The 25,159-nt window shown below is 39.3% G+C and carries 28 protein-coding genes; 19 read left to right on the top strand and 9 right to left on the bottom strand.

Translation table 11 applies throughout. The features are described 5' to 3' along the window. Positions 1–2 precede the first annotated feature (2 nt). Genes glmS through gyrB form a run of 6 tightly spaced genes read right to left on the bottom strand, consistent with a single transcriptional unit; the run spans position 3 to position 7,387 of the window. Positions 3–1,826 (bottom strand): glutamine--fructose-6-phosphate transaminase (isomerizing), encoded by a 1,824-nt coding sequence (gene glmS, locus QOL23_RS01005; protein WP_283399716.1) that lies wholly within the window; start codon positions 1,824–1,826, stop codon positions 3–5. A 1-nt stretch (position 1,827) separates the two neighbouring features. Beyond that, on the bottom strand, positions 1,828–3,204 hold the full coding sequence (hemG, locus tag QOL23_RS01000; RefSeq protein WP_283399715.1) for a protoporphyrinogen oxidase: 1,377 nt from the start codon (positions 3,202–3,204) through the stop codon (positions 1,828–1,830). Beyond that, a complete protein-coding gene (gene hemH, locus QOL23_RS00995; RefSeq protein WP_283399714.1) occupies positions 3,201–4,145 on the bottom strand; it encodes a ferrochelatase in 945 nt (314 codons plus the stop codon). The genes hemG and hemH overlap by 4 nt, the downstream gene beginning before the upstream one ends. A gap of 1 nt (position 4,146) precedes the next feature. Next, positions 4,147–4,560 (bottom strand): secondary thiamine-phosphate synthase enzyme YjbQ, encoded by a 414-nt coding sequence (locus QOL23_RS00990; RefSeq protein WP_283399713.1) that lies wholly within the window; start codon positions 4,558–4,560, stop codon positions 4,147–4,149. Positions 4,561–4,569: 9 nt separating this feature from the next. After that, the gene (locus tag QOL23_RS00985; RefSeq protein ID WP_283399712.1) at positions 4,570–4,989 is read right to left on the bottom strand and encodes a gamma-glutamylcyclotransferase family protein; all 420 of its coding nucleotides are present in this window, start codon (positions 4,987–4,989) and stop codon (positions 4,570–4,572) included. Then, positions 4,982–7,387 (bottom strand): DNA topoisomerase (ATP-hydrolyzing) subunit B, encoded by a 2,406-nt coding sequence (gyrB, locus tag QOL23_RS00980; RefSeq protein ID WP_283399711.1) that lies wholly within the window; start codon positions 7,385–7,387, stop codon positions 4,982–4,984. The genes QOL23_RS00985 and gyrB overlap by 8 nt, the downstream gene beginning before the upstream one ends. 133 nt (positions 7,388–7,520) lie before the next feature. Here gyrB and ribH point away from each other — a divergent pair, with 133 nt between their 5' ends. From ribH to QOL23_RS00900, 16 genes are all read left to right on the top strand, one after another. Next, positions 7,521–7,985 (top strand): 6,7-dimethyl-8-ribityllumazine synthase, encoded by a 465-nt coding sequence (ribH, locus tag QOL23_RS00975; RefSeq protein WP_283399710.1) that lies wholly within the window; start codon positions 7,521–7,523, stop codon positions 7,983–7,985. Continuing rightward, complete coding sequence (gene nusB, locus QOL23_RS00970; RefSeq protein ID WP_283399709.1) at positions 7,982–8,401, top strand: transcription antitermination factor NusB; 420 nt, start codon at positions 7,982–7,984, stop codon at positions 8,399–8,401. The genes ribH and nusB overlap by 4 nt, the downstream gene beginning before the upstream one ends. After that, the gene (locus QOL23_RS00965) at positions 8,394–9,191 is read left to right on the top strand and encodes an LpxI family protein (protein ID WP_283399708.1); all 798 of its coding nucleotides are present in this window, start codon (positions 8,394–8,396) and stop codon (positions 9,189–9,191) included. Before nusB ends, QOL23_RS00965 begins: the two co-directional genes overlap by 8 nt. Beyond that, positions 9,192–10,490: a sigma-54-dependent transcriptional regulator gene (locus QOL23_RS00960; protein WP_283399707.1), complete on the top strand. Its 1,299-nt coding sequence runs from the start codon at positions 9,192–9,194 to the stop codon at positions 10,488–10,490. It abuts the gene before it with no gap. Continuing rightward, positions 10,487–11,599, top strand: a complete 1,113-nt coding sequence (locus QOL23_RS00955; protein ID WP_283399706.1) for a sensor histidine kinase — start codon at positions 10,487–10,489, stop codon at positions 11,597–11,599. Before QOL23_RS00960 ends, QOL23_RS00955 begins: the two co-directional genes overlap by 4 nt. A gap of 143 nt (positions 11,600–11,742) precedes the next feature. After that, positions 11,743–13,059 carry a DUF2202 domain-containing protein gene (locus QOL23_RS00950; protein WP_283399705.1) on the top strand — a complete coding sequence of 439 codons (1,317 nt, stop codon included), beginning with the start codon at positions 11,743–11,745 and terminating at the stop codon, positions 13,057–13,059. A gap of 44 nt (positions 13,060–13,103) precedes the next feature. Beyond that, positions 13,104–13,406, top strand: a complete 303-nt coding sequence (locus QOL23_RS00945; RefSeq protein ID WP_283399704.1) for a hypothetical protein — start codon at positions 13,104–13,106, stop codon at positions 13,404–13,406. A 42-nt stretch (positions 13,407–13,448) separates the two neighbouring features. Continuing rightward, positions 13,449–14,258, top strand: coding sequence for a DUF4405 domain-containing protein (locus tag QOL23_RS00940; RefSeq protein WP_283399703.1), 810 nt, complete (start codon positions 13,449–13,451; stop codon positions 14,256–14,258). Beyond that, positions 14,255–14,506 (top strand): HPr-rel-A system PqqD family peptide chaperone, encoded by a 252-nt coding sequence (locus QOL23_RS00935; protein WP_283399702.1) that lies wholly within the window; start codon positions 14,255–14,257, stop codon positions 14,504–14,506. Before QOL23_RS00940 ends, QOL23_RS00935 begins: the two co-directional genes overlap by 4 nt. Beyond that, the gene (locus tag QOL23_RS00930) at positions 14,499–15,527 is read left to right on the top strand and encodes an ATP-grasp domain-containing protein (protein WP_283399701.1); all 1,029 of its coding nucleotides are present in this window, start codon (positions 14,499–14,501) and stop codon (positions 15,525–15,527) included. The genes QOL23_RS00935 and QOL23_RS00930 overlap by 8 nt, the downstream gene beginning before the upstream one ends. 1 nt (position 15,528) lies before the next feature. Continuing rightward, positions 15,529–15,660 carry a hypothetical protein gene (locus tag QOL23_RS00925; protein WP_283399700.1) on the top strand — a complete coding sequence of 44 codons (132 nt, stop codon included), beginning with the start codon at positions 15,529–15,531 and terminating at the stop codon, positions 15,658–15,660. Positions 15,661–15,662: 2 nt separating this feature from the next. Next, positions 15,663–15,785, top strand: a complete 123-nt coding sequence (locus QOL23_RS00920; protein ID WP_283399699.1) for a hypothetical protein — start codon at positions 15,663–15,665, stop codon at positions 15,783–15,785. A gap of 15 nt (positions 15,786–15,800) precedes the next feature. Further along, positions 15,801–17,150, top strand: a complete 1,350-nt coding sequence (locus QOL23_RS00915) for an alanine racemase (RefSeq protein ID WP_283399698.1) — start codon at positions 15,801–15,803, stop codon at positions 17,148–17,150. Continuing rightward, the gene (locus tag QOL23_RS00910; protein WP_283399697.1) at positions 17,147–19,237 is read left to right on the top strand and encodes an urea transporter; all 2,091 of its coding nucleotides are present in this window, start codon (positions 17,147–17,149) and stop codon (positions 19,235–19,237) included. Before QOL23_RS00915 ends, QOL23_RS00910 begins: the two co-directional genes overlap by 4 nt. Further along, entirely contained in the window at positions 19,218–20,108 is an 891-nt protein-coding gene (locus tag QOL23_RS00905) for a hypothetical protein (RefSeq protein WP_283399696.1), read from the top strand. The genes QOL23_RS00910 and QOL23_RS00905 overlap by 20 nt, the downstream gene beginning before the upstream one ends. Further along, on the top strand, positions 20,059–20,742 hold the full coding sequence (locus QOL23_RS00900) for a tetratricopeptide repeat protein (protein WP_283399695.1): 684 nt from the start codon (positions 20,059–20,061) through the stop codon (positions 20,740–20,742). The genes QOL23_RS00905 and QOL23_RS00900 overlap by 50 nt, the downstream gene beginning before the upstream one ends. Here QOL23_RS00900 and trpD read toward each other — a convergent pair. The 3 genes from trpD to QOL23_RS00885 are packed head-to-tail and all read right to left on the bottom strand — an operon-like array spanning position 20,739 to position 22,834. After that, the gene (gene trpD, locus QOL23_RS00895; RefSeq protein ID WP_283399694.1) at positions 20,739–21,770 is read right to left on the bottom strand and encodes an anthranilate phosphoribosyltransferase; all 1,032 of its coding nucleotides are present in this window, start codon (positions 21,768–21,770) and stop codon (positions 20,739–20,741) included. The genes QOL23_RS00900 and trpD overlap by 4 nt on opposite strands. After that, a complete protein-coding gene (locus tag QOL23_RS00890) occupies positions 21,748–22,212 on the bottom strand; it encodes a GIY-YIG nuclease family protein (RefSeq protein ID WP_283399693.1) in 465 nt (154 codons plus the stop codon). Before QOL23_RS00890 ends, trpD begins: the two co-directional genes overlap by 23 nt. After that, positions 22,151–22,834 carry an endonuclease III domain-containing protein gene (locus QOL23_RS00885; RefSeq protein WP_283399692.1) on the bottom strand — a complete coding sequence of 228 codons (684 nt, stop codon included), beginning with the start codon at positions 22,832–22,834 and terminating at the stop codon, positions 22,151–22,153. Before QOL23_RS00885 ends, QOL23_RS00890 begins: the two co-directional genes overlap by 62 nt. A gap of 59 nt (positions 22,835–22,893) precedes the next feature. Between QOL23_RS00885 and QOL23_RS00880 the strand changes: the two genes are divergently transcribed. The 3 genes from QOL23_RS00880 to QOL23_RS00870 are packed head-to-tail and all read left to right on the top strand — an operon-like array spanning position 22,894 to position 25,156. Further along, a complete protein-coding gene (locus QOL23_RS00880; protein WP_283399691.1) occupies positions 22,894–23,685 on the top strand; it encodes an HAD-IIA family hydrolase in 792 nt (263 codons plus the stop codon). A 2-nt stretch (positions 23,686–23,687) separates the two neighbouring features. Continuing rightward, complete coding sequence (locus QOL23_RS00875; protein WP_283399690.1) at positions 23,688–24,560, top strand: UbiA-like polyprenyltransferase; 873 nt, start codon at positions 23,688–23,690, stop codon at positions 24,558–24,560. Then, positions 24,548–25,156: a MarC family protein gene (locus QOL23_RS00870; protein ID WP_283399689.1), complete on the top strand. Its 609-nt coding sequence runs from the start codon at positions 24,548–24,550 to the stop codon at positions 25,154–25,156. The genes QOL23_RS00875 and QOL23_RS00870 overlap by 13 nt, the downstream gene beginning before the upstream one ends. The last annotated feature ends 3 nt before the right edge of the window (positions 25,157–25,159 follow it).

The raw sequence follows: 25,159 nt of genomic DNA, 5'->3' as shown, positions 1-25,159 counted from the left end.
CTTTACTCCACCGTTACGCTTTTTGCTAAGTTTCTTGGCTGGTCAACGTCGTAACCTAAAAAGTCGGCTATGTAGTAGGCTAAAAGCTGTAGAGGTATTACGTTTATGAGCGGTGATAGGAATTCATCTGTTTCGGGGACGATAATTGAGAAGTCAGAGTTTTCAATAACTTCTTTGCAGGACTCATTCGTTACCGTTATGGTTATTCCTTTGCGGGATTTGACTTCGGCGAGGTTGGAGAGGATTTTTTCGTAAACTCTTCCTTTAGTTGCTATAGTTACTACTGGCATATTTTCATCTATTAGAGCTATAGGTCCGTGCTTCATCTCACCTGCAGGGTATCCTTCAGCGTGTATGTATGAAATCTCTTTAAGTTTTAAAGCTCCCTCTAAAGCTATTGGATAGTTTACGTGCCTTCCCAAGTATAAAGCGTTTGATACTTTATGAAATCTGTCAGCTAAATTTTTTACTTCCTGCTTTTTCTTTTCCTCTTCTAAGAATTGTTCCATAAGTGAAGGGATTTCGGAAATCTTTTCAAGGTAAATGTCAGGGTTTGAAATTAAGTTTTTCCTTACTGCGAAGTGTATGGACAGCAAATACAGAACTGTTAACTGGGTGGTAAAAGCTTTTGTTGAAGCTACACTTATTTCCGGTCCTGCGTAGGTGTAAAGAACAGCGTCGGATTCCCTCGTTGCTGAAGAACCTATGACGTTACATACGGTTAACACTTTTGCTTTTCTTTCCTTTGCCAGTCTCATTGCTGCTAATGTATCTGCTGTTTCACCTGACTGAGTTATAGCTATTATCAAGGTGTTCTCATTAACTACAGGATTTCTGTACCTATATTCTGATGCGTAATCAACTTCTGTAGGTATTCTGGCAAAGTTTTCAAAGTAAAACTTCCCTACAAGTCCGGCGTAGTAGGAAGTTCCGCAGGCTACTATTTGAATTCTTTCTGGTTTGAAGTTTCCCAGACCTTTTATGGGCATTTCACCTCTAAACCATGGCAGGTTTCCACTTATCGTGTCTGCAACTGCTCTTGGTTGTTCGTATATCTCCTTCAGCATGAAGTGTTTGTATCCAGCTTTCTCAGCCTGAGCTAAGGACCAGTTTATCGTTGTTATCTCTTTTTTTCGCTCTTTTCCTTGAAGGTCAAATATTTTGAAGTATGTTGGCGTTATTACTCCAACTTCGCCATTTTCCAGGAAGACTACTTTATTTGTATATGAAAGAAAAGCGGGAATGTCTGAAGCTACAAACGTTTCTTCGTCTCCTATTCCCAATACGAGAGGGCTATCTTTCCTTGCTACGAAGAGTTTATCCGGTTCTTTTTCTGTTATTGCGACTATTGCATAAGAACCTTTAAGTTCCTTTACGGCTTGTGTAAAAGCTTCAAAAAAATGGTCGTGTTTTTTTAATTTTTCTTCTATCAAGTGAGCTATAACTTCTGTGTCTGTTTCTGATGTAAATCGGTGTCCTTCTTTAATTAGCCTTTCTTTCAAAGAAGAGTGGTTTTCAATTATTCCATTATGGACTACCGCAACAGTTTTGGTGCAGTCTGTATGGGGATGAGCGTTTATATCCGTTGGGTCGCCGTGGGTTGCCCACCTTGTATGTCCTATTCCTATGTTTGAGAAAACGTTTAATTTGTTGAGTTCCCTTTCTAAGTTTCTGATTTTTCCGGATTTTTTGAAAACTTGAAGTTTACCGTTAACGATTAGAGCTATGCCGGCAGAATCGTAACCTCTATACTCTAATCTTTTCAGCCCATCTATTACTACGTTTTTTGCGTTATCTTTACCTACGTAACCGACGATTCCGCACATCTTACCTACCTTTCAAGATTTTTTGAGCTGTTTCTTCAGCTAATTTCGTGCAGTCGTTAACTCCAACACCTCTGTAAGCGTTATTGCAGAAGTATAGGTTTCCTAAGTTTTCAGCTATCTGGAATATCCTATCAACTCTTTCGCAGTGACCTAAAGTGTAATGAGGAATTCCTTTCTCATGCTTGAATATCTTAACGGTTTCGGGGTAGTGGCGGATTTTCATTATTCTTCTTAACTCTTTCAGAGATATTTTTAGTAGTTCTTCATCATCAAGAAGAGCCAGTTCTGGTTGTCTTGCACCTCCTATCATGACTCTTATTAATGCTTTACCTTCTGGTGCACGATTGGGGAATACAGAGCTATCCCACAAAGCACCTAAAATTTTTCTTCCTTCTTTCCTTGGCACTAAAAATCCAAAGCCATCAAGGTTGTGTCCTAATCCTTTCTTTTCAAATCCTAAAGTTACAACTGAAATGGGTGAATATTCTATTTGAGAGAGTAAGTCAGAAAGTTCTTCATTAACAGTTTTTAAAAGTTTTGCTGCCACGTAAGAAGGTGTTGACATTATAAGCTTATCAAAAACTTCTTCTTTTTTTTCGCCGTTTTTCATGTATGTTACTTTCCATTTATTGCTGGTTTTTTCTACTCTGGTAACGGGAGTTTCTGTTTCAATGGATTTTCCTAACTTTTCTGTTAAAGCATCTATAAGGTCGTTGACTCCGTGTTTGAAAGAGGTTAACACTCCTCCTGGTCCTGCAGGTCCTGAAGATTTTGTTCCTTTCTTTTTAGCTTCTTTCATTTTTGCTATTAGACCTTTAATGAGTCCGCCGTACTGCCTTTCAAGGTAGAAGATGGCAGGAAATGCAGCTTTTAAACTCATTCTATCCGGGTCGCCTGCAAAAATCCCCGCCACCATCGGGTCCAGCAACTTCTCAAGCGCTTCCTCTCCTATCCGTCTCCTGGCGAAATCGCCCAAAGTTTCATCTGATAAATCTTTTTTCGGCGGGACGAAAAATTCACCAACAAGGCGTAGTTTGCCCTTCCAGGATAGTAGATAGGATGAGAGGAAGGCTATTGGATTTTCAGGTAACCTTACCAGTCTGCCATTTGTATATATAAATCGTTTCCTTGCTTTATCCGAACTTCTGTATAGCCTGTCTTCTATACCTAAAGCTTTAACTAAATTCAGAGTGTAAGGTTTGCCGTCTAAAAATCCGTTTGGTCCGGTTTCTATTATGTATCCGTTCTCGTAAACGGTTCTCATTTTTCCGCCGGCTTGTTTCTCGCTTTCAAATACTTTTACTTCAACGCCAGCCTGTTTGAGATAAAAGGCTACTGCTAATCCAGATATTCCAGCTCCGATAACGGCAATTTTCACTTTTCCTCCGTCAAACGCAATTTTTCCACTTCACTTTTAAGTGCATTGATAAGTAGCGGTGATTTATGGTCAAGTTTCACTCTCTCAAACTCAAGACCAATCTTTTCCGCTAACTCTCTATATTCCACATCTAACTCGTATAAGGTTTCTATATGTTCAGATACAAAACTTACAGGGAAAACAACAACCTTTTTAAATCCCTTTTCTTTTAGTTTTTTTATCGTTTCTTCCGTGGAAGGTTCAAGCCATTTAATAGGTCCAACTTTACTCTGGTAAGAAATAAACCATCTATATTCAGGAAAAGCGTTCATTACCAAATTTACTGTATCCCTTACTTCCTCAACGTAAGCGTCTTGCAGCTCTTTTACAAAGTATTCTGGCAGGCTGTGTGCAGAGAAAAGAACAGCGGTGTCTTCCGGTTCCGATTTATCCAATGCTTTTTTAAGCATTTCCTGAATCCATTTTATATAACTTTCGTTTCTACACCAGGAATTTACTATTCTAAGCTCTGTTTTCCCTTCAAGAAGTTTCTTAACATCTCTAATGCAGGCACCTGCAGTTGCTTTTGAATACTGAGGGTAGAGAGTTAGAACGTATAACCTTTCAATACCGTTGCTCTCTATTTCTTTAGCAACTTTCTCAAGAAGCGGTTCAGAATACAGCATACCAGTGAACACTTTTAGTCCAGTTTCTTTTTCTAACAAAGAAGCCTGCTCTAAAGAATACTTTACTAAGGGACTTCCACCACCTATCGCTTCGTATTGAGGTTTTACCTTAGGCGTTCTAAAAGTTGAGATAACGTAGGCTAAAGGTTTTTGAAGGAAAGAAGGAACGCCGAAATTGATGAGGTCTCTGTCGGAAAATAACCTGAACAAGAATGGTTTTATTTCATCTACGTTTGATGGCGCTCCCATATAGGTTAACAGTATGGCTTCTTTCAAATTACTCTCCGATAATTTTTATTATCACCCTTTTAGGTCTCTGACCGTCAAACTCAGCGTAAAATATTTCCTGCCAAGGTCCCAAATCTAACTCTCCGTTAGTTATAGGTAAAACTACCTGAAGGTGAACTAAAAGATTCTTCAAATGGGCATCTCCGTTGTCTTCACCTGTTCTGTGGTGCTTATAATCGGGTTTAAACGGTGCTAACCTTTCCAGCCACTCCCATATATCTTCGTGAAGTCCTTCTTCATCGTCTTGAATGATTACGGCAGCTGTAAGGTGCATTGCAGAAACAAGGCATAAGCCTTCTTTTACCTGAGATTTCTTAACTGCTTCCTTTACTTTTTCGGTTATTCTTATTAGGTCTCTACGCTTTTCTGTGTTGAAAATTAGATATTCTGTGTAACTTTTCATCGCTTTCCTCTAAAGTTTTATCAGTTTCTTGATAAACTCTTTCCAGTTTCCGAAGGGAACTTCTGTATACGAAACTATAGACAGGAATTTTGGATTGAGTATGTAAACCCACGCTTCAACGAAATCGTTCATTGGAATTAACCTTACGAATTTCTTCTTTCTAAGGTAAAAGCTCCTTTCAGGAAAATCCTCCCAAAACTCCTCAAACGCATCAATAGCTGCCAGCGTCAGAGAGTCTACCCTGTAAACCTCCCCAAACACTTCCCCTTCTCCTTCAACAGCAGCAGGAAAACCATCTTCAAGGTGCAGTAGCCTTGCTCCGTAGAGAACGCCGTGGGACACAAACTCTGAATCCATCAAAAAGGTATGAGCCGAAAATCCAGACATCAGCGTCCCGTAAACGAAAAGCAGCTCCATCGGACTAAACATCAAGGTTTCTTACCTCTTTGGCAAACCGCTGTATAAATTCCCTTCTCGGTTCTACTTTGTCACCCATCAGCACTGTAAACACTTCATCTGCTTGGACAGCATCTTCTACAGAAACTTTCAGTAGCGTTCTATTTTCCGGGTTCATCGTTGTTTCCCAAAGCTGTTCTGGGTTCATTTCCCCTAAACCCTTGTATCTCTGAATGTATATGCCTTCTTTCCCGCATTTTAAGAGGAAATTAAACAGTTCTTCTAACGTTTCAAACTCTACCTGCTCTTTTTTAATAACCCTATACGGCGGTTCGCCTAAGACTTCTCTTATTTTCTTTTTAAGTCCCCTTGCCTGTTTGTAGATATCAAGCATCAGTAAATCTTCATTGATTTCAACGGTTTTCTTCAGGTATTTGTCTATAGGAATGTGGCACAGGATTTTGAAGGAACAGTGTTCTTTATCTTCTACTATCTCAAATTCTGTTCCCTCAAGGGATTTAGGCAATGCCTTTTTAAGTGATTCAACTAACTCTTTTACCTTCTCCGGAGAATATAAGTCTTTATACTCTGCTCCAACTCTCAGCAGAGCGTTTATAACGTCTCTATCTCTCTTCCTTGATAGAACGGTTATCAGATTTTCTAACTTCAAAAGGTCGTTAACAACTTTTTCAGCAGTTTCTCTGTCTAACTCTTTTCCACCTTTATCTAACAACTTCACAGAATCAAGGGCAAAGAGGAGAATTACTCTATCTAACTCATCGTCTGTTTTAATATACATTTCCTTTTTGCCTTTCTTTACTCTGTAGAGGGGCGGTTGTGCTATGTATAGGTGTCCTCTTTCAACAATTTCAGGAAACTGACGGAAGAAGAAGGTTAGCAAAAGCGTTCTTATGTGCGCTCCATCAACGTCGGCGTCTGTCATTATGATGATTTTGTTATATCTGAGCTTACTTATATCAAAGCCTGCTCCAACACCTGTTCCTAATGCGGTTATTATCGTTTTTATCTCATCGTTTGAAAGAACTTTTTCAATCCTTGCCTTTTCAACGTTGATAATCTTTCCTTTAAGTGGGAGTATTGCCTGAAATCTCCTGTCTCTCCCCTGCTTTGCACTTCCTCCTGCAGAGTCTCCCTCAACCAAGAAAAGTTCCGTTTTTTCAGGGTCTCTCTCTGAGCAGTCAGCCAACTTTCCAGGTAGGGAAAATTCTTCTAAAGCGCTCTTCCTTCTCGTTAATTCTCTTGCTCTTTTGGCAGCTTCTCTCGCCCTTGCTGCTGTGATAACTTTTTCGGCTATCTTCTTTCCTATATCCGGTCTTTCCGTCAGAAAGTTCCACAGCTTTTCATAAACGATTGACGCAACTACGGGTCTTACTTCCGAGTTCCCTAATTTTGACTTTGTCTGCCCTTCAAACTGAGGGTTGGGAACTTTTACAGAAATTACTGCTACCAGCCCTTCTCTAACGTCATCACCGGTTATAGAAATCTTTGCGCCTTTTGGTATCAGGTTGTTTTCTTCTATGAACTTAGTTATCGCTCTTGTAAGTGCCATTCTAAAGCCGGCAACGTGCGTTCCACCTTCCCGCGTATTTATGTTGTTCACAAAGCTAAAAATCTGCTCCGTGTAGGTTGAGTTATATTGAAGGGCAACCTCTACTAAAATCTCATCTTTCTCACCGGTTATATAGATAGGCTCAGGGAAGAGAGGGTCTTTCTTCTCGTTAATCTTCTTTACAAACTCAACTATTCCACCTTCGTAGTAGAAAACCTCTTTTCTTGGTGGGTCTACTCTTTCATCTATTAGAGTGATTTTCAGTCCTTTATTTAAAAACGCTAATTCTCTTAACCTGTTTGCCAATATATCCCAGCTAAATTCTGTGACTTCAAATATTTCGGGGTCTGGCTTAAAGGTAATTATCGTTCCTCTTTTTGAGCTTTCTGCCACGCAGGCAAATTCCGTTACAGGCTTTCCTTTTTCGTATATCTGTTTGTAAACCTTTCCGTCTCTATGAATTTCAAGTTTTAGCCATTCAGATAGAGCGTTAACGACCGAAACGCCAACGCCATGCAATCCACCGGAGTACTTGTAAGCCTTCTTTTCAAACTTACCGCCTGCGTGCAGAACAGTAAGAACTATTTCTGCTGCCGGTTTTCCATATTCTGGATGGATATCTACAGGAATACCTCTACCGTTATCTGCAACGGTTATTGAGTTATCTTCATGTATGATTACTTCTATTTCTGTGCAGTATCCTGCTAAAGCTTCATCAACGCTATTATCAACAACTTCAAACACTAAATGGTGAAGACCGTAAGAACCTGTATCTCCTATATACATTCCCGGTCTTTTTCGGACGGCTTCAAGTCCTTCTAAAACTTTGATGGCTGATGCGTCATACTTTTCTGTGGACATAGGCGCTCCTTTAAAGGCAGAGTTTAAAAGCAAGCAAATTATATCAAACTCAATGGTTTAAAAGTTTTAGCTTATATTTTTCAAACTGCTAAAATTAAGCCTGCTGTTTCATAAATTCTTTTTGGGGTGAAAAATGAACGTTATAGAAGGAAAGCTAATAGCAGAAGGTCTAAAGTTTGCAATCGTTGTAAGCAGATTTAATTCTTTTATTACAGAAAGGCTTGTTGAAGGTGCAGTTGATTGCCTTCTGAGGCACGGCGCTAAAAAGGAAGATATAGATGTGGTTAAAGTTCCGGGAGCTTTTGAACTTCCTCTGATTGCCAAAAAGCTTGCGCAGAAAGACTACGATGCAGTTATAGCTTTAGGTGCGGTTATAAGAGGAGAAACTCCACACTTTGATTACGTTGCGGCAGAGGTAAGTAAAGGAATAGCGGCTGCTTCTTTGGAAGTAGGAAAACCTATATCTTTCGGCGTTCTTACAACAGATACTGTGGAACAGGCTATTGATAGGGCGGGAACGAAAGCAGGTAATAAAGGTTGGGAGGCAGCACTTTCAGCTATAGAGATGGCTAATCTTCTCAGGAAGGTGGAAAAATGACCAACAAGGAGAAGAGGAAGGCGAGAGAACACGCTTACCTGATGATGTATCAGTGGGATTTAAGTAAACTTCAGCCTGAAGAGGTTATCTCCAACTATTGGGAAGATAAAAAAGAGGAAAAAGAAGTTGTTGAAAAGGCTAACAATTTGTTTTTGAATACTGTTAAATCTCTTAAAAACGTTGATGCTGAGATTTCAAAGCATTTAAAGAAGGGTTGGTTCATTTCAAGGCTTTTACCTATGGATAGGTCAATTTTAAGAGTTGCCGCTTATGAACTTTTAAACGGCTCTTTTTCTCCGCCTGCTGCAGTGATTAACGATGCTGTTGACCTTGCGAAAGTTTACGGAGAAGATGTAAAGTCTCCAGCTTTTATTAATGCAGTTTTAGATAAGATTAGAAGGGAAGGTAGTGAGTAATTTAGGTTTACTTGCAGGAAAAGGAGAACTGCCTTTAGAGTTTTTAAAATCCGCAAAAGAGAAAGGATATTCTGTTACCGTCTTTGCCCTTGAAGGTATAACTTCCCCTTCTGTTGAAGAGTATGCAGGGAATGTATTCTGGATAAAGCCTTTTAAGTTAGGAAAGTTCCTCTCTCTACTGAAAAAATCGGAAGTTAAAAATTTGGCTATTTTGGGAAAGGTTGAGCACAGAAATGCTCTTTCTCTGACAGGTTTTGATTTTAAAGCTCTTTCTTTCATTCTGTCCTTAAAAGACAGGAAACCGGAAACTATAATAAGAGGAATCATTGAAGAAATAGAAAAAGCTGGTGTAAAAGTTATTGACCCCACTCCATTTCTTTCTCATCTCCTTCAACCTTCCGGTGTTTTGGTGGGGGATTTAGAGGAAAGCTTAAAACGTGATATGGAATTGGGAATGAAAGTAGCTAAGGAAATCGCCTCTTTAGATGTCGGACAAACGGTTGTAGTTAAAGATGGAACTGTTATTGCCGTTGAAGGGATTGAAGGAACCGATGAGTGTATAAAGAGAGGTGCAGAACTTTCCGGTGGTGGTTTTGTCGTCTGCAAGGCTGCAAGGAGAAGACAGGATATGAGGATAGATGTTCCGACAATCGGAAAGAACACTGTTGAATTGATAGGAAAGTTGGGAGGGAAAGCTTTAATTTTTGAGGCAGAGAAAACGTACCTCCTTGATAAAGAAAAAATAATCAACTCTGCGAAAACTTTTGGCGTAACGGTTGTTGGAGTTTAAATGAAGGTTTTAGTCGTTGAAGATGATGATATTCAGAGAGAACTACTTAAAGAAATATTAAAGGAGAAAGGGTTTGAAGTTTATTCTTGCGGAAGTGCAGAAAGGGCTTACCAGATTTTGGATAAATATCTTCCTAACGTAGTTGTTACGGACGTTCGGTTGCCTGGAGAAGATGGTCTTTCTTTTATGAAGAAAGTAAAGGAGCTTTGTCCTAACGTTGAAGTAATAGTTGTTACTGCTTTTAGTAACGTTGAAGATGCCGTTTCTGCTATTAAAGAGGGAGCATTCCACTACGTCACAAAACCTTACGACCCAGATGTTTTACTTAACCTTATAGAGAAGGCAGGGCAGCTGTCCCAACTTAAAAGCGTTAAACCGGACGGCAGAGAGATTGTTTATTCCTCCAAAGTAATGGAAGACCTGCTTAAGAAAGCTTCTGTTTTTGCCAAAGCCGATGCTCCTGTTCTTATTTTAGGTGAAAGTGGAACAGGAAAGGAATTGATAGCCAAGTTTATTCATAAAGAGAGTGGAAGAAAAGGTAAGTTCGTTTCAATCAACTGTGCTGCCATTCCGGAAGAGCTGTTTGAAAGTGAATTGTTTGGATACGAGAAGGGAGCGTTTACCGGAGCTACGTTTAGTAAACCTGGACTTTTTGTTGAGGCTGATGGCGGAACGCTGTTTCTTGATGAAATAGGTGAAATGCCGCTACCTCTTCAAGCTAAGCTTTTGAGAGTTTTACAGGAAGGGGAAGTAAGACCGGTAGGTGGCTTGAAGCCTGTTAAAGTTGACGTTAAGGTTGTTGCAGCTACCAACAGGGATTTAAAGAAGTTGGTTGAGGAAGGAAAGTTCAGAGAAGACCTTTACTATAGATTGAACGTTCTTACTTTGGAGATTCCGCCGTTAAGGGAGAGACCGGAAGATATTGCAGAGCTTGTGGGTTATTTTTTGAAGAAGTTTGGAGAGAGGTACGGTAAAAAGATAGAGTTTGAGCCGGAAGCTTTGGAACTTCTTCTTTCGTACGACTTTCCAGGTAACGTAAGAGAGCTTGAAAACCTTATTCATAGGCTTGTTATAGTTTCTGATAGAAAAATTTCTAAAAGCAATCTTGAGGAAATTGTAGGAATTAAGGAGAAGGGTAAAAATTTTTCAAAGACTTTACCGGAATTGGTTGCAGAATTTGAAAAAGAATTGATAGAAAACGCCCTGAAGAGAGCTAATTACGTTCAGACGAAAGCTGCTAAGTTGCTCGGAATAGATGAGAAATCTTTGAGGTATAAGAGGAAAAAGTACGGGATATGAAAAAGTTGCTGCCGTTTTCTTTCGTTTTAGTAACGCTTTTAGGCGTTATTGTTGCTAATCTTTATTTGCTTCATAAGGAGTTGGGGGATTTTTATAACTTGGTTATAGAGGAAGAAACTGCAAGAGTTAAGTCTTTGGTTGAAGGAACGTTGGCAGGAGGAGGAGACCCGGTAGAAGCCATAGCTTCTTATATGCAGAGTTCTAAACTTTTAAAAGGTGCAACCTTTTCTCTTGAAGGTAGGGAAATCATTATTCCAGGTTCTGACGTTTCTGATAACTATTATAAAGTTACTATAACGGCTGAGCCTTTTAAGTTCACTCTCTATTATGATTTCCATTACGTCAGGGAATTAAATAAGCATATCGTTTATGCGTTGCTGTCATTAGTGGTTTTCACTCTCATTTTCATAGCAGTTTTGTTTGCTATTTTGAGGGAATACTATAAGGAAAAAATCCTCCTTGAAAACGAACGAAAAGAAAAAGATAAACTTGAAAGTATAAACTTGGTTATTCACTCCATTCTTCATGAAGTTAAAAACCGCTTGAACGCTTTCAGACTTTTACTCTATAAGGTAGAAAAGGATTGTAAAAGTCTTGCGATTGATTCCCTGAAAGAAGAGATAGTTAACCTTTCAAGATACGTGGAAGAAACGGCGAACTTGAGGAAGCCTTTGAAGCTGGTAAAAGAAAGAGTTAACCTTAAGACCCTTGTTGAAACGACGGTTTCTCAGTTTAGAGATTTATTATCTTCTCGCGAAATAGAAATTAATCTTTCTTTGAACAATTGTGTTGTAACAGGTGATAGAGAAAAATTGAAATCGGTGGTTGTTGACTTACTTAAAAACGCTGTTGAGGCAATAGGAAAGAACGGGAAAATAGAAATTGTATGTGAGAAAAGGAAGAATGACTGTATTCTGGAAATAAGAGATTCTGCGGTTAAACCCTTTGATAAAGGGAAAATATTTTCGCCGTTCTATTCAACGAAGAAAAACGGTTTTGGTTTGGGACTTTATAACGTTAAAAGAATTGTTGAAGCTCACGGGGGAAAAGTTGAGGTCTTTCAAACGAAGGATAGAACGGTTTTTCGTCTGATTTTCCCGATTTCTTGACCGTTCGGAAAAATTTCCGAATTTTTGGCTTGATTCGGAAAAATCCCCGTCCTCCCCTCTTCCACTCCCTTATTTTTCAACGATTCAAACTTGGCATCTTTTTTGCTTCATACTTAACTGAAATCCAAATTCAGGAGGAAACGATGAGGAAGTTAATAGCGATAACGATGACATTAGTTGCGTTAGGAGGAATTAGCGCATCTCAGGCGGCTAACGTAAAAGAGAATGCTCCGCCAGCACTCACTTACCTTAAGAATCTTCCCAAACAGCCTCTTTCTCCTCAGGAAATAAAAGACCTTATTCATATGAGAGAAGAGGAGAAGTTGGCACGAGATGTTTACCTTACCCTTTCAAAGTATTACCCTCTCCCCGTTTTCAAAAATATCGCAAAGTCGGAAAACTGGCATACAAAAATGATAGCTTTTCTTCTGAAACGCTACAACATTAAAGACCCTGTGAAAGAAGTGGGCGATAAGGTTGGAGTATTTAAGAGCAAGAAAATGCGGGAACTTTACGTTCAGTTAGTCAATCAGGGTAAAAAATCTCTGATTGATGCCCTTAAAGTTGGCGCCACCATAGAAGACCTTGACATTAAAGACCTTGAAGATGCTATTTCAAGAACGGATAACAAAGATATCAAGTTTGTTTATCAGAATCTAATGAAAGGTTCACGAAACCATATGCGAGCTTTTGTGGGTATTCTCAGGAGATTTGGTTTGGACTATACGCCAAAGTACATCTCTAAAGCTGAGTTTGACAGAATTATGTCAACAAAGCACGAAACGGGAGTTTATACAACTTCGGGATACAGTTTGATTAATTCTGCTGAGATTTCCGGTACTGTTGTTGGTGTTAAGCAAGTTCCTGGATACGGTAGGAGAGGTGTAACCTGGTGGGCTGTTGATGTTAAGACCGATAAAGGAGTTGTAGAGGTAAGGCTGGCACCTACCTGGTTCTACAGAAGCTTGGGTGTTAAAGAGGGAGACAAGGTTACTTTTACTGGATTCCAACCTCCTTTCTGGATTATGAAAGGCTTAAACGGTTATATGGCTTGCACGCTGAAGGATGAAAATACCGGAGTTAGTTACGATTTTTCTTGGAGAAGATGGTGTAAGAAAGTTTCAACTTCTTCCACCACCAAGAAAAGATTTAGTGCTGTTAGTAGAAAAACAACTGTTATTAAAGGAATTGTAGCTAAAGTAGAACAGAGGAAAGGTTTAAGAAGACCCATCAACTGGTGGGTTGTGGAAGTGATTACTCCTACCAATGAAAGGTACACAGTCTATTTGTCTCCTGTATGGAGATTGGCTAATCCTGATGTCAAAGTAGGAGATGATGTTGAGGTAGGAGTTTATACACCACCTGTCTGGAGAAGGTTTAACACTTCTAATACCTATATGGCTTGCTATATAAAAGATTTAACTACAAACAAAGAAACTACTTTGAGAAGATGTCCTTAACTTTGGAGGCAGACCGCTAAAAACCGGGTTGGAGGTAGAGAATCATGATTGATAGAGTAAACCAGAACTACTCCCAGGATTACTTACAACAGATGCATCAATATCGTCATAGGTACAAAAAAGGTCTGGGACAGGTTATGCAGCAGTTAACTCCTGACCAGAGGCAACAGATTTCCTCTGCCCTTCAGAACCTCCCCCAGGATTTAAGGGCAGAGGCGAAAAACCAGATTTTACAGCTGGACCTTTCTTCCATCTCCCCCGACCAGTTGTTTACATCTGTTATGGACATCATCTCTTCTGTTGCCTCCTCCCAGACCTCGGAAAGCTCTGTAAGCGTTTACGCTTAATTCCGGAGGCGGTCTGCCTCCACCTTTTTAAGGAGGTTGAAAATGAAGACAAGGAAATTTGTCAGCCTGTTTCTCCTTTACTGCCTTGTAGTAATGATTGTTTCTGGAATTGTTCTCTACATTATGCCACATGGGAGAGTTGCTTATTGGACAGGCTGGAGATTTCTTGGACTTGACAAAGACCAATGGGATGCCGTACACACGATTTTTGGATTTTTAATGGTGATTTTTGGAGTATGGCACGTTATTTTAAACTGGAAGAATATAGTGAAGTATATAGAGAAGAGTGGGGGGATTTTCCTCTCAGCAACGATTTTAGCTCTTGTCTGTTTGATAGGAACTATTCTTAACGTTCCTCCATTTAGTTCATTTATGAGTTTAGGAGAGAAAATTAAAAATTCGTGGAAGAAACCAGCCGTTATGCCTCCGGCTCCTCACGCTGAGCTTTTTACCCTTGAAAGAGTCAGTTCTACTTTAGGAATTTCCCCTTCAAAAGCTGTTGCTATTCTTCAATCTAAAGGCTTAAAAGTAGAGTCTCCTAAAGAAACTTTGAAGCAGATAGCTGTAGAGAACGGAGTTACGCCAGCTTACGTTTATTCCATTCTTAAAAGAGCTGTTTCTTTTAAAGAAAATAGAAGAAGTGCCGTTTTTGTTCCAGGTTCTGGTATGGGGAGAAAAACGCTAAGAGAGATATGTAGAGAAATGGGAATTCCAGTGAACAGATGTGTGATTGTTTTAAAGCAGAATGGTTTGAAAAACGTTTCTCCCGATACCACTTTGAGGGATATCGCTTTTGGAAATGGAATGTATCCCTATCAGGTCTTTCAGATTTTACAGGAGGTGAAAAGATGAACAAACTGAACAGGTTAGCTATTAACGATGAAGGTTTTATCTTTGACCCGGAAACGGGAAATAGCTATACGGTAAACGAAGTGGGGCTCTTCATTTTAAAACAGCTAAAAGAAGGAAAGGGTGAATCGGAAATTCTTGATGCTTTGGTTGAAAACTACGAGGTAGAAAGAGAAGAAGCAGAGAAAGATTTGATTGATTTCTTGGAGCAGCTCAGGTTGATGGGAATTTTGGAGGCAAAAAATGTATAGGGTAGGAGTTTCCGGAATAAACGCTGTTGACAACCCAGGTCCTGGTATAGGAATAGCTAAGAGCGTTAAAGAGAGCGGTTTAGAAGTAAAAGTTATCGGTTTTGCTTACGATGCTATGGAACCGGGAATATATATGGATTGGCTGATAGACAAAAGTTACATAATGCCTTATCCATCTGAAGGCGAAGAGATTTTTATTGAAAGACTTCTTTACATTAAGTCAAAAAGCGGTCTTGATGCAGTTATTCCTGCCCTTGATGCTGAATTGCCGCTTTTCATAAAGAACGCTCAGAAACTTTCTTCTTTTGGTATTGCTACGTTTCTTCCTACTGAAGAGCAGTTTAGGTTGAGAAGTAAGGATAAGTTAACTGAAGTTGCTGAAAAAATAGAAGTTAAGGTTCCTAAAACATTAGTTGTAACTTCTTACGAGGATTTCGTTAAAGCTGTTGAAGAGGTTGGTTTTCCTGTGATGGTGAAGGGGATTTTTTACAAGGCTTACAAGGCGTTCAATATCTCTCAGGCTACCTCTTACTTTAACTCCATAGCTTCTGAGTGGGGATATCCAATAATCGTTCAGGAAGTTGTTTCCGGTGAAGAGATGAACGTTGTTGGCGTGGGTGATGGCGAAGGTGGTGATTTCGGACTTGTTGCCATAAAGAAGCTCTGGATAACGTCACTTGGAAAGATATGGACGGGCGTTACTCTAAAAAATGAAAAACTTACAGCTGCCGCTAAGCGCTTTGTGGAAGCCTTTAAGTGGAGAGGTGCTTTTGAATTTGAATGTATAGTGAACGGTGATGATATATACCTGATAGAGATAAACCCAAGGTTTCCTGCCTGGGTGTATTTCGCCACTGGTGTTGGTGTAAACCTGCCTGGAAGGCTTCTTAAAGCTTCTTTAGGTATTGAGCCTGAAAGAGATTCCGATTACGAGGCAGGTAAGTTATACGTTCGCTTTACAGATGACTTTGTAACCGATATGGAAAAGTTCCAAAAGATAGTTACAAGAGGGGAGGTGTAATATGAAAAAACTGATAGCTCTTTTCTTTCTTCTTGTAACGTTTGGAGGTGTTTTATCTTCTTGTTGTCCCTGCTACAAAAACTGTGGTTGTTATCCTCATAGATGCTGTCCCTGTCCACCTGCGAGGAGGTAAAAATGAGAGGTGGATGGTGGATTTTGGTAGTTATCTTAGTTGTTCTTTGGGTTTTAGGAGGTTTTTGTTGCGGGCTTAGAGGGTGTCATGGAGCGTTTTGTCACTGCTGGCACTGTAGATGGTAAATAAGGAGGTATAAAATGAAAAAGGCTTACGAAAAACCAGTAATTTTCAAACTTAAAACAGGGTTCATGAACAAGTTCGGAGGTGGAGCTTACTTTAGGAAGGTAAGAGGGGACATTGATGGCGTTCCTGTTGAAGAATTAGTTGAAAAATTTGGTTCTCCTCTATTTGTTTTTTCTGAAAAGAAGCTTAGAAATAAGTTTAGGGAGATAAAAAACGCTTTTACTCTCAGGTATCCGAACGTTGAATTTAGTTGGTCTTATAAAACTAACTATCTTGATGCCATCTGTTGCATTCTCCATCAGGAAGGTGAAACTGCAGAAGTGGTTTCTGAATTTGAGTATGAAAAAGCGAGGAGACTTGGTATTCCGGGAAGCAAAATAATCTTTAACGGTCCTTACAAACCTTTAGATGCTTTAAGAATTGCCGTTTCTGAAGGGGCGAGAATTAACGTTGACCATTTTGAAGAGATTTCTGACCTTGAACAAGTTGCAGATGAATTAGGAAAGAAAATAAAAGTAGGGATTCGTCTTAACATGGATACAGGAATTCAGCCTCAGTGGAGCAGGTTCGGTTTTAATCTTGAGAATGGGCAGGCATGGGATGCTGTTAAGAGGATAGCTTCTGGCGGCAAGTTAGAACTTAACGGACTTCACTGCCATATAGGAACGTTTATTCTTGACCCCAAGGCTTACGAAACAGAAGTTAAGAAAATGGTTGAATTTGCCTATAGAGTAGAGGATGAGTTTGGATTCAAGATTGAATATTTAGACATTGGGGGAGGATTTCCTTCAAAAAACAGATTGAGAGGTGTTTATCTGCCGCCTGATGTTGCGGTACCTTCTATTGAAGAATTTGCGGATAGAGTATGTACCGCTTTACTACAGAGTTTAAGACCTGGCGATTATCCCAAACTTATCCTTGAAAGCGGTAGAGCCATAGTAGATGAAGCAGGCTATTTGATAACTACCGTTCACGCTGCCAAGAGGATGCCTGATGGACGCAGAGCTTACGTTTTGGACGCTGGTGTAAACGTTCTCTTTACTGCTTTCTGGTACCACTTTAACGTAGAGATTGATAGAGACGTGCAAGGTCCTACTGAACCCTGTGTCTTGTACGGTCCTTTGTGTATGAACATAGACGTTGTTGACGATATGGTTTACCTACCACCTTTACCGAGAGGAACGAGATTGATACTTTCACCAGTAGGAGCTTACAACGTTACCCAGTGGATGCAGTTTATAAGGTATCGTCCAGCTGTTGTTTTGATAGGAGAAAATGGCAACGTTGAACTTATAAGAGAAGCTGAAAACCTTGAAGATATCGTTAGAAGAGAGAGATTGCCAGAGAGGTTGAAGTTGCAATGAGTGATTATAGAAGATTTCTCCTTCCGGTAGTGAGAAGCTATTCGGCAGTGTTTTTTAATTCAAGTTTGGCGGGAGGAGTCGTCCTCCTCCTTCTTACTTTTTTTACAAACCTTAATTTAGGTATTGGCGGTCTTGTATCTGTTTTTTCTTCTTACATTTTTGCGAGATTAATCGGTTTTAAAAAGGAGTTTTTACGGCTTGATTACTATATCTATAATCCGCTGCTTGTAGGTTTGTCTTTAGGTTATCTTTTTAAAGTAAATCTGTTGAGTATTTTCTTCTTTTCAGTTGCGGGTATTGTAACGTTTCTCTTAACTTACGTTATGTCCTCAGTTCTTTCTTACTACTTTAGATTACCTGTTCTCAGCGTTCCTTTCGTTTTGGTAAGTTCTCTGTTCTATTTGGCTTCAGTGAAGTTTTCCAACCTCTTTGTAGGTTCTCTTTATTACCACGATAACTTCTCTCTGCTGAGAGTTCCGTTGTGGCTGAAAGGGTATTTGCAGTCTCTTGGGGCAGTTTTCTTTATGCCGGAGGTTATTGCAGGTTTAGTGATTTCAATAGTTTTGTTCTCTGTTTCACGTATTCTGTTTTTTCTGTCTGTTTTAGGGTACTTTTCGGGCGTTTTTGTTGAGGCTTTATTGAAGGGTTCGTACTATCAGGCTTTTTCAGATACTTCCGCTTTCAATTTTATTTTGGTTTCTATGGCTGTTGGTGGAGTTTTTCTTATTCCTTCTTTGAGAAGTTACAAGTTTGCTTTACTTTCTTCTGTTATTTCTGTTCCTGTTGTTGAAGGAATAAAGGTTTTTTGGGAAAGTTACGGAATACCTGTTTTTGCTTTACCTTTTAATTTGGTAACCCATATACTTCTATACGTTCTTATGTCAGTTAGCTTCTACTACGTTACAAAAGTTTATAAAGGAACACCTGAAAGAACTCTTGATTACTTTTTAACTTCTCAAAAGAGGTTTCCTTTTACGGGACGAGAAATTGCTTTGCCGTTCTCTGGTAAGTGGACTGTTTGGCAGTCTTTTGACGATGAATGGACTCATAAAGGAGCCTGGAAATATGCGGTAGATTTCGTTGTAACCGATGAGGACGGTAACACTTTTAAAGGAGATGGTTATAGCTTAACCGATTATTATGCTTTTGGGAAACCTGTCCTTTCGCCTATTGATGGGCAGGTAGTTTTTGTGGTAAACGATGTACCGGATAATCCTCCCGGTTCTGCAGATAGGGAAAGAAACTGGGGTAACTACGTTGTTATTTACGATAAGAGAGGCTTCTACGTTTTAATTGCCCATTTCAAACAGGGGTCTATAAAGGTAAAGGTTGGTGATTTTGTTGCAAAAGGAACATTTTTAGGGCTTTGTGGTAACTCTGGTTACTCTCCTCAACCTCATATTCACGTTCACGTTCAGCTTCTTCCGGAAGCAGGCGTTCCTACTGTTCCTTTCAAGTTTTCTTCTTACGTTTCAAAAGAGTTTTTCTACGATGTAGGTATTCCCAAAAAAGGAGAAGTAGTAGAACCTGTGTATCCTGATAAAGGACTGCAGAATAGGTTGAACTTCTTGATAGACCAGGAGTTTTCTTATGAAGTAATAATGGGGGAAAGAGTAGAAGAACTTAATATAAAAGTTAAAATGGCTCCTGATGGGACGTTTTACTTTACAGACGGAAGTGCGAAACTCTACTTTGGTGTATCCAATTCAACCTTTTATTTTTATCATATAGAGGGTAATGTGAACTCACCTTTGAAATATTTTCTATTTTGTGCTTCAAAAGTTCCTCTTACGTTTAGAGAAAACCTAAAGTGGAGGGATTATTTACCTTTAATTTCCATAAGTTCTACTTTGAAACGTTCTATACTACTGTTTATTTCCTCTTTTTCACATTCTCTGTTTGAGATAGGTGCTAATTTGAGATTCGTTTCATCCGATAATAAATTAAAGATAGTTTCACAAATAGAAGGATTGGGAAAAAGAAAAAGTGCTTGCGCAGTCGTATCTGATACCTTAGGTTTTGATGAGCTCAATTTCGGCGATAAAATAATTATTAGGAGGAAGAAGGATGAGAAAACTTCTACTTAGCGCTGCAGTTTTGTTGCTTGCTGGTTCTAATGCTGCTCTTGCCGGTGGGAAACCTTACACTTACGCTTCTGTTTACGGGACTTATATCAACTATTCGGGGTCAGATTTGAAGAGTGATGGGTATTCTTCTACTTTGTATGTAAATTCTGGAGATGGTTTTGGTAACGCAGTGCAAATTGGAGCTTCGTATACGAAAATAAACTATAAGAACAAAAGCGACCTTAATCAGGAAGATTTTACTTTTGTTTATTCAAATACCAACGGTATTCTAAAAAATCATACGTTTACTTTTGGAGGACACTACATAAATAGCGATGATGAGTTAACAGATGGGGGGTATACTCTCTTTTTTGATGGAACTTATTTCAATTACCAAAAAGTTTATCCTTACCTATTTAACTGGAGCGGTGGTTTAGGCATTTACTACTCCAAATATGATAATAAGGTTAATTTTGACGTCTTGCAGTTAACTCCTCACGCTTCTTTCCGTTTATATTCAAGTCCAACAGTTGGTGGTGTTTATGCTGATTTGAAAGGGTACTATATACACGTAGAGAAGGCTTCTGAGATTGATATAGGTAATAGTAACTACTACTCTGCCGAAGCCGATTTGAGATATTATTACAAGAAGTTTGACGTTAAGGTTGGTGGATGGTTGGGAAAACAGATTTTCGCTGTTAAAAATGGTGGTTTTGTGGTTTATAATCTTACCGAGAAGTACAAAGGTGGTGCTTTTGCAGAGTTTGGATATTCCATTTCACCGAGAGCGAGAGTTTCTCTCAATCTTGGTGTAAATAAGTATAAAGAGGTAGAGACTGAAGATGATGTTACTCAAACAACGGCAACGGTTTCTTTCGGATATTCTTTCTAAATTTTTGATTGTTGTTTTTGTGGGGATTTTTTCTTCTGTGGGGGCTTTTGCCCTCACTTATGAGCAGATAAAAGAGTGTTACATTAAGTCTTACTCTTATGAGAAGGAGGGTAACTACAAGAAGGCAATAGAAGTTTTAACGCCTGTTTACAATAATTATCCCAACGGATACACCGTTAATCTGCGTTTGGGTTGGCTTTATTACTTGTGGGGTAAATACGCAAACTCAGAGTTTCACTACAAAAAAGCTTTGAAGGTTGTACCTACTTCTGTTGAGGCGATGTTGGGGCTTTCCCTTCCTTATATGGCAGAGAAGAGCTGGTCTAAGGTTGAGTCTTTGATGTATAGGTTGTTGAGGGTGGATTTTTATAATTACTACGGTAATTTAAGACTTTCTTTAGCCTTAAGGAAAGAAGGTAAATATTCAATAGCTGCATCTGTTGATAGAAAAATGCTTTCTCTCTATCCGTCAGATGTTAACTTCCTTTTAGAGTTAGCTTTAAATCTCTACAACCAGGGTAAAAAAGCTTACGCTTATTCCATATTTAGAGACATTTTGATACTTGCACCTGACAACAAAGTGGCAAACGATTACGTTAAAAAGTTAGAAAAAGCTTTTTCTGTTAAGCGTTAAACCTTATTTGAAACTTCAATAACTTTCCTAAGAGTTTCGTAAGCTTTTCCACTTTCTATTGCATTTAAAGCTTTTTCTATTCCTTCGCTAACGTTTTTAACTGCATCGGCTGATAGCAGCGCAAAAGCTGCGTTCAGCAGAACAATGTCTCTTTTTGCACCGCTTTCCTTTCCTTTCAAAATATCTTCTACTATTTTCTTGTTTTCTTCTAAAGTGTCTGCTGCTTTAATCTCTTCTAAGTTTGCTCTTTTAAAGCCGAAATCTTCTGGCTTAACGTAGTAGCTTTTTATTTCGCCGCCACTCAGTTCTGTGATTTTTGTTTCTTCACATATCGTGATTTCATCCATTCCATCTTTACCGTGAACGATAAAGGCTTTTTCAGTTCCTAACAGTTTTAAAACCTTTGCTAACTTTTCTGTCAGGTTTTCTGAGAAAACGCCTAAAAGTTGCCTTTTTGCGCCTGCAGGGTTTGTTAGTGGACCTAAAACGTTGAAAATTGTTCTTATGCCCAACTCCTTCCTTACCTTAACAACGTTTGCCATCGCTGGGTGAAAAATGGGGGCAAACATAAATCCAAAGTTCGTTTCTTCAATGCATTTAGCAACTTTTTCTGGTGGCAGGTCTATTTTCACTCCTAAAGCCTCTAAAATATCTGCGCTTCCGCATTTGCTTGAAACGGAACGGTTTCCGTGCTTTGCCACTGGAATGCCGCAGGCAGCTACTATCAAGGCTACCGTTGTTGAAACGTTAAACGTTCCTTTCAGGTCTCCGCCTGTGCCGCAGGTATCAACAATTTTGCTCTTTATCTCTTCTTTTAGCGGCACTTTCAGGGATTTTTCTCTCATTACAGAAGCTGCACCTGCTATCTCTTCTGAGGTTTCTCCTTTTGTTCTTAAGGCTGTAAGGATTGCTGCTGTTTGAATTTCGCTGAGTTCCTTTTCCATTATTTTTTTAAAGAGTTCCTGAGTTTCTGCAAATGTAAGGTTTTCTCTTTCAACTATTCTGTTAAGTATCTCTTTTATTTCCAACCTGTTCCTCCCGAAATGCTTCTGGTTTGTAAATTTCTATATTATATAGATTTTGAAGGGCATTTGTTACTTTGGTTATCTCTTTCTGCGTGATTTTGAAGAGGTGGCTAAAGCAGTTGCAGTCGCTACATCCAAATTTTTCTATTCCTCCGTATTTTGTGCTTAAAAGAGATGCTACGTTACATTCTACCCTTCTGTTTGGAATTGTTATCACTTTTTGAGCTACAAACTCTTTTGCGGTAGTTATGAAATCTAAGTGCCAGTGTTTCTTTTTATTCCTTTTTAAATGTCTCTTAACTCTGGATTCTATTCCACCGCTATTCCAGGCTGAACCTACGTAAACGTAAGTTCCTCTTTGTAACGTATAGGTTTTACCGCTTTTAACGGTTATCGTCAGTTTGTTTTTGAGCTTGAATATTATGCAGTAAGTTCCTTTCGGCATAGCTGCACAGTTCCTTTAGCGGGCAGTTTTTGCAGTCTGGATTTTTGGCTTTACAGAAGGTTCTTCCTACTCTTATCAGGTCGTAGTGAAGTTTTCTGTTGAACTCTGCGCTAAAAGTTTTTTCCATAAATTCTGAAATTCGGTCGGGCTTCCAGGTTTCTGGGAAAATGCCGAGCCTTTTGAGGACTTTTTTACAGTGAGTATCTATGGGGAAGGTGTTTTTGTTAAAGGCAAATGTAAGGATTACTCTTGCTGTTTTTGAACCGATGTAGGGAATGGAAGTTAAGAGTTTTATTCCTTCTTTTGCCGTGCTTGTTTTAAGTTTTTCTTTGAGTTCATCCCAGCGGTTTAATAGTTCTTTGATTGCTGTTATTTTTTGTTTGAAGAGACCGCAGGGGTGGATGGCGGGGAGGATTTTTCTTTCAGGATAGGATTTAAGCTTTTCAAGGTTATTTCCTGTCAGGTTTTTGATGTTTTGTAAACATTTTTCTGCGTTAATATCTGTTGTATTCTGACTTAAAATTGTGAAGATAGCCTGTTCCAGCGGTGAGCGTTCAGGCTTGTGAGCTTTGGGGAAAGTTTTGTCAAGAATCCGCTTGACTCTTTCTATTTTTTCTTTCATAAAACTTATTTTAGCAGAATGGGTTAAAATTACTGCACTACTGTTTGGAGGTCTTGTAGATGGTTGGATTTTTGCTTGACCTTGAAGGAACGCTTGTAAAAGATAAGCGATACAATCCATTTCCTGAGGCGCTTGAGTTTACGAAGTTGCTTGATGATAGAAAAATCCCCTGGATTGTCGCCACAAATAATTCAACAGAAAAACCTTACGTTTTGATTGATATATTAAAAGAGAAAGGGTTTAACGTTAATGAGAGGAAGTTGCTTTCGCCGTCCTATTTAGCCAAAGTTTTTCTTGAAAGAGAAGGAATTAAATCCCTCTATTTTATGGGAACTGATAGGGTTAAAGAGTTTTTTGAAGAGAGCGGTTTTGAGGTTAGAGATGACCACTTAGTTGATGCAGTGGTGGTTGGAAGGGACAGAGAAATCAACTATGAAAAGCTGAAAACTGCTACTTCTGCTCTTGTTCTTAACGATGCCAAGCTGTTTTCTTTCCATATGAACAGGCTCATTCTTGACCCGGACGGACTTGTTGGACCAAGCGTTGGCTCAATAGCGACTGCACTTTCTTATGCAGCGAACAAACCTGTAACTTCTTTTGGAAAGCCTTCTAAAGAGTATTTTGAAAGGGCTTTTGAGTTAATAGGTATTGATAACCCGGAAAACGTTTACATGGTTAGCGACGACCCGTTCACCGATTTGGCTGAAGGTAAGAAGGTGGCTGGATTTAAAACAGTTTTTGTTTTGAGCGGTAAGTATGATGAAAGCGTTTTAGAAGAAATCCCTGAGGAGTTGCGTCCGGACTTTGTTTTTGAACACATCGGCGAATGTAAAAAACTTATAGGAGAGTAGGCTTGATTGGGAGAATAAAAACTTATATGGAACTGATAAAAGTTGAACACACTGTTTTTGCTCTGCCGTTCGCTTTAACTGCTGCCTTTATGGCTGTTCACGGAATTCCCTCTCTTTACCAGATTTTCTGGATTACGGTTGCGCTGTTTGGTGCGAGAACTGCCGCGATGAGTTTAAACAGGGTTATCGATGCTGACATAGATGCAAAAAATCCCCGCACCTCCACCCGCCACATCCCAAGAGGCATCGTTAAGAGAACGGAAGGGTTATTTTTAGCCGTTATAGGCTTTGCGTTGATGGTTTACGCAGCTTATAAACTGAATCCGTTAGCTTTAAAGCTTTCCCCGATTGCCGTTGTTGTTTTGGCAGCTTACTCTTTTACCAAGCGTTTTACTTACTTCTGCCACGTTGTTTTGGGCGTTGCAGTAGCTCTTGCGCCGCTTGGTGCGTGGGTTGCGGTAAAAGGCAGTATTGACCTGACTGCTATTTTGCTTTCTCTTTCCGTTGCCTTCTGGGTTGCAGGCTTTGACATTATTTACGCTCTTCAGGATGTTGAGTTTGACAGAAAAGAGGGAATTTACTCAATTCCTTCAATCTTCGGGGAAGAGAAGGCGCTTGTAATTTCAAGGTTTTTCCACTTTATCACTCTGTTGCTTTTGGTTGCCGTTGGCGTAATTGAGAAGATGGGGATTTTTTACTACCTGGGACTTTTAATCTCTACTTACTTTATGGTTAAAGAGCACCTGATTGTTGCAAAAGCAAAAGACAAGAAGGCGATAGGTTTTGCATTTTTCAACATGAACGGCTACATAAGTTTAACGGTCTTCTTTTTTACCTTTTTAGACTTTATAGGGCGAAAACTATGGAGTTTTTAAAGTATTTAGTTTCTATACTGGTCATTACAGACCCGATATTTGCAGCTATTTTGGTTGCCGGGCTTGTTGACGCTAAAGAGGTAAAAGCTGTTGCGTTTAAAAGCTCTCTTACCGTTTTCATTGCAGCTATGGTAACGCTTCTTATAGGTGACGGTCTTTTAAGGCTTTTAGGTATTAACCTGTATAGCATAAAGATTTTCGGCGGACTGCTTCTTCTGCAGATGGCTTTTCAGATGATTCAGGCGAGAGCGCCGAAGGCAAAGCATACAGAGGAGGAAAGCAAAGCTGCAACCGAGAAAGAGGATATCTCTATCATCCCCATAGGTATTCCTGTTCTTTTTGGTCCCGGTGCTTTTACAACGATTTTAATCTTTAAGGAAGAAGCTGCCCACTTTTACAGTTTTTTACTTCTCTTTCTTGCCATACTTATCTCCACCGGCGTGATTTACTTTATAATTAGAAATTCTGTTCACCTTGCTAAAAAGATGGGAACTACAGGCGTAAACGTAACTGTCAGGATATTTGGTCTTTTTGTCGGGGCTTTAGGTTCGCAGTTTATAGTTGATGGCGTAAAACACTTGTGGTTGCAGGGGTAAAAA

Origin of the sequence: Desulfurobacterium pacificum (assembly GCF_900182835.1) — a bacterium.
Classification (GTDB): domain Bacteria; phylum Aquificota; class Aquificia; order Desulfurobacteriales; family Desulfurobacteriaceae; genus Desulfurobacterium_B; species Desulfurobacterium_B pacificum.
This window is presented reverse-complemented; position numbering and strand designations above follow the sequence as displayed.

What these genes read in the sequence shown, in the direction of transcription:
- glmS (WP_283399716.1), bottom strand. Translation starts at nt 1,826, where the DNA reads ATGTGCGGAATCGTCGGTTACGTAGGTAAAGATAACGCAAAAAACGTA.
- QOL23_RS00990 (WP_283399713.1), bottom strand. Translation starts at nt 4,560, where the DNA reads ATGAAAAGTTACACAGAATATCTAATTTTCAACACAGAAAAGCGTAGA.
- QOL23_RS00985 (WP_283399712.1), bottom strand. Translation starts at nt 4,989, where the DNA reads ATGTTTAGTCCGATGGAGCTGCTTTTCGTTTACGGGACGCTGATGTCT.
- gyrB (WP_283399711.1), bottom strand. Translation starts at nt 7,387, where the DNA reads ATGTCCACAGAAAAGTATGACGCATCAGCCATCAAAGTTTTAGAAGGA.
- ribH (WP_283399710.1), top strand. Translation starts at nt 7,521, where the DNA reads ATGAACGTTATAGAAGGAAAGCTAATAGCAGAAGGTCTAAAGTTTGCA.
- nusB (WP_283399709.1), top strand. Translation starts at nt 7,982, where the DNA reads ATGACCAACAAGGAGAAGAGGAAGGCGAGAGAACACGCTTACCTGATG.
- QOL23_RS00960 (WP_283399707.1), top strand. Translation starts at nt 9,192, where the DNA reads ATGAAGGTTTTAGTCGTTGAAGATGATGATATTCAGAGAGAACTACTT.
- QOL23_RS00955 (WP_283399706.1), top strand. Translation starts at nt 10,487, where the DNA reads ATGAAAAAGTTGCTGCCGTTTTCTTTCGTTTTAGTAACGCTTTTAGGC.
- QOL23_RS00950 (WP_283399705.1), top strand. Translation starts at nt 11,743, where the DNA reads ATGAGGAAGTTAATAGCGATAACGATGACATTAGTTGCGTTAGGAGGA.
- QOL23_RS00945 (WP_283399704.1), top strand. Translation starts at nt 13,104, where the DNA reads ATGATTGATAGAGTAAACCAGAACTACTCCCAGGATTACTTACAACAG.
- QOL23_RS00940 (WP_283399703.1), top strand. Translation starts at nt 13,449, where the DNA reads ATGAAGACAAGGAAATTTGTCAGCCTGTTTCTCCTTTACTGCCTTGTA.
- QOL23_RS00935 (WP_283399702.1), top strand. Translation starts at nt 14,255, where the DNA reads ATGAACAAACTGAACAGGTTAGCTATTAACGATGAAGGTTTTATCTTT.
- QOL23_RS00930 (WP_283399701.1), top strand. Translation starts at nt 14,499, where the DNA reads ATGTATAGGGTAGGAGTTTCCGGAATAAACGCTGTTGACAACCCAGGT.
- QOL23_RS00925 (WP_283399700.1), top strand. Translation starts at nt 15,529, where the DNA reads ATGAAAAAACTGATAGCTCTTTTCTTTCTTCTTGTAACGTTTGGAGGT.
- QOL23_RS00920 (WP_283399699.1), top strand. Translation starts at nt 15,663, where the DNA reads ATGAGAGGTGGATGGTGGATTTTGGTAGTTATCTTAGTTGTTCTTTGG.
- QOL23_RS00915 (WP_283399698.1), top strand. Translation starts at nt 15,801, where the DNA reads ATGAAAAAGGCTTACGAAAAACCAGTAATTTTCAAACTTAAAACAGGG.
- QOL23_RS00910 (WP_283399697.1), top strand. Translation starts at nt 17,147, where the DNA reads ATGAGTGATTATAGAAGATTTCTCCTTCCGGTAGTGAGAAGCTATTCG.
- QOL23_RS00905 (WP_283399696.1), top strand. Translation starts at nt 19,218, where the DNA reads ATGAGAAAACTTCTACTTAGCGCTGCAGTTTTGTTGCTTGCTGGTTCT.
- QOL23_RS00900 (WP_283399695.1), top strand. Translation starts at nt 20,059, where the DNA reads ATGATGTTACTCAAACAACGGCAACGGTTTCTTTCGGATATTCTTTCT.
- QOL23_RS00890 (WP_283399693.1), bottom strand. Translation starts at nt 22,212, where the DNA reads ATGCCGAAAGGAACTTACTGCATAATATTCAAGCTCAAAAACAAACTG.
- QOL23_RS00885 (WP_283399692.1), bottom strand. Translation starts at nt 22,834, where the DNA reads ATGAAAGAAAAAATAGAAAGAGTCAAGCGGATTCTTGACAAAACTTTC.
- QOL23_RS00880 (WP_283399691.1), top strand. Translation starts at nt 22,894, where the DNA reads ATGGTTGGATTTTTGCTTGACCTTGAAGGAACGCTTGTAAAAGATAAG.
- QOL23_RS00870 (WP_283399689.1), top strand. Translation starts at nt 24,548, where the DNA reads ATGGAGTTTTTAAAGTATTTAGTTTCTATACTGGTCATTACAGACCCG.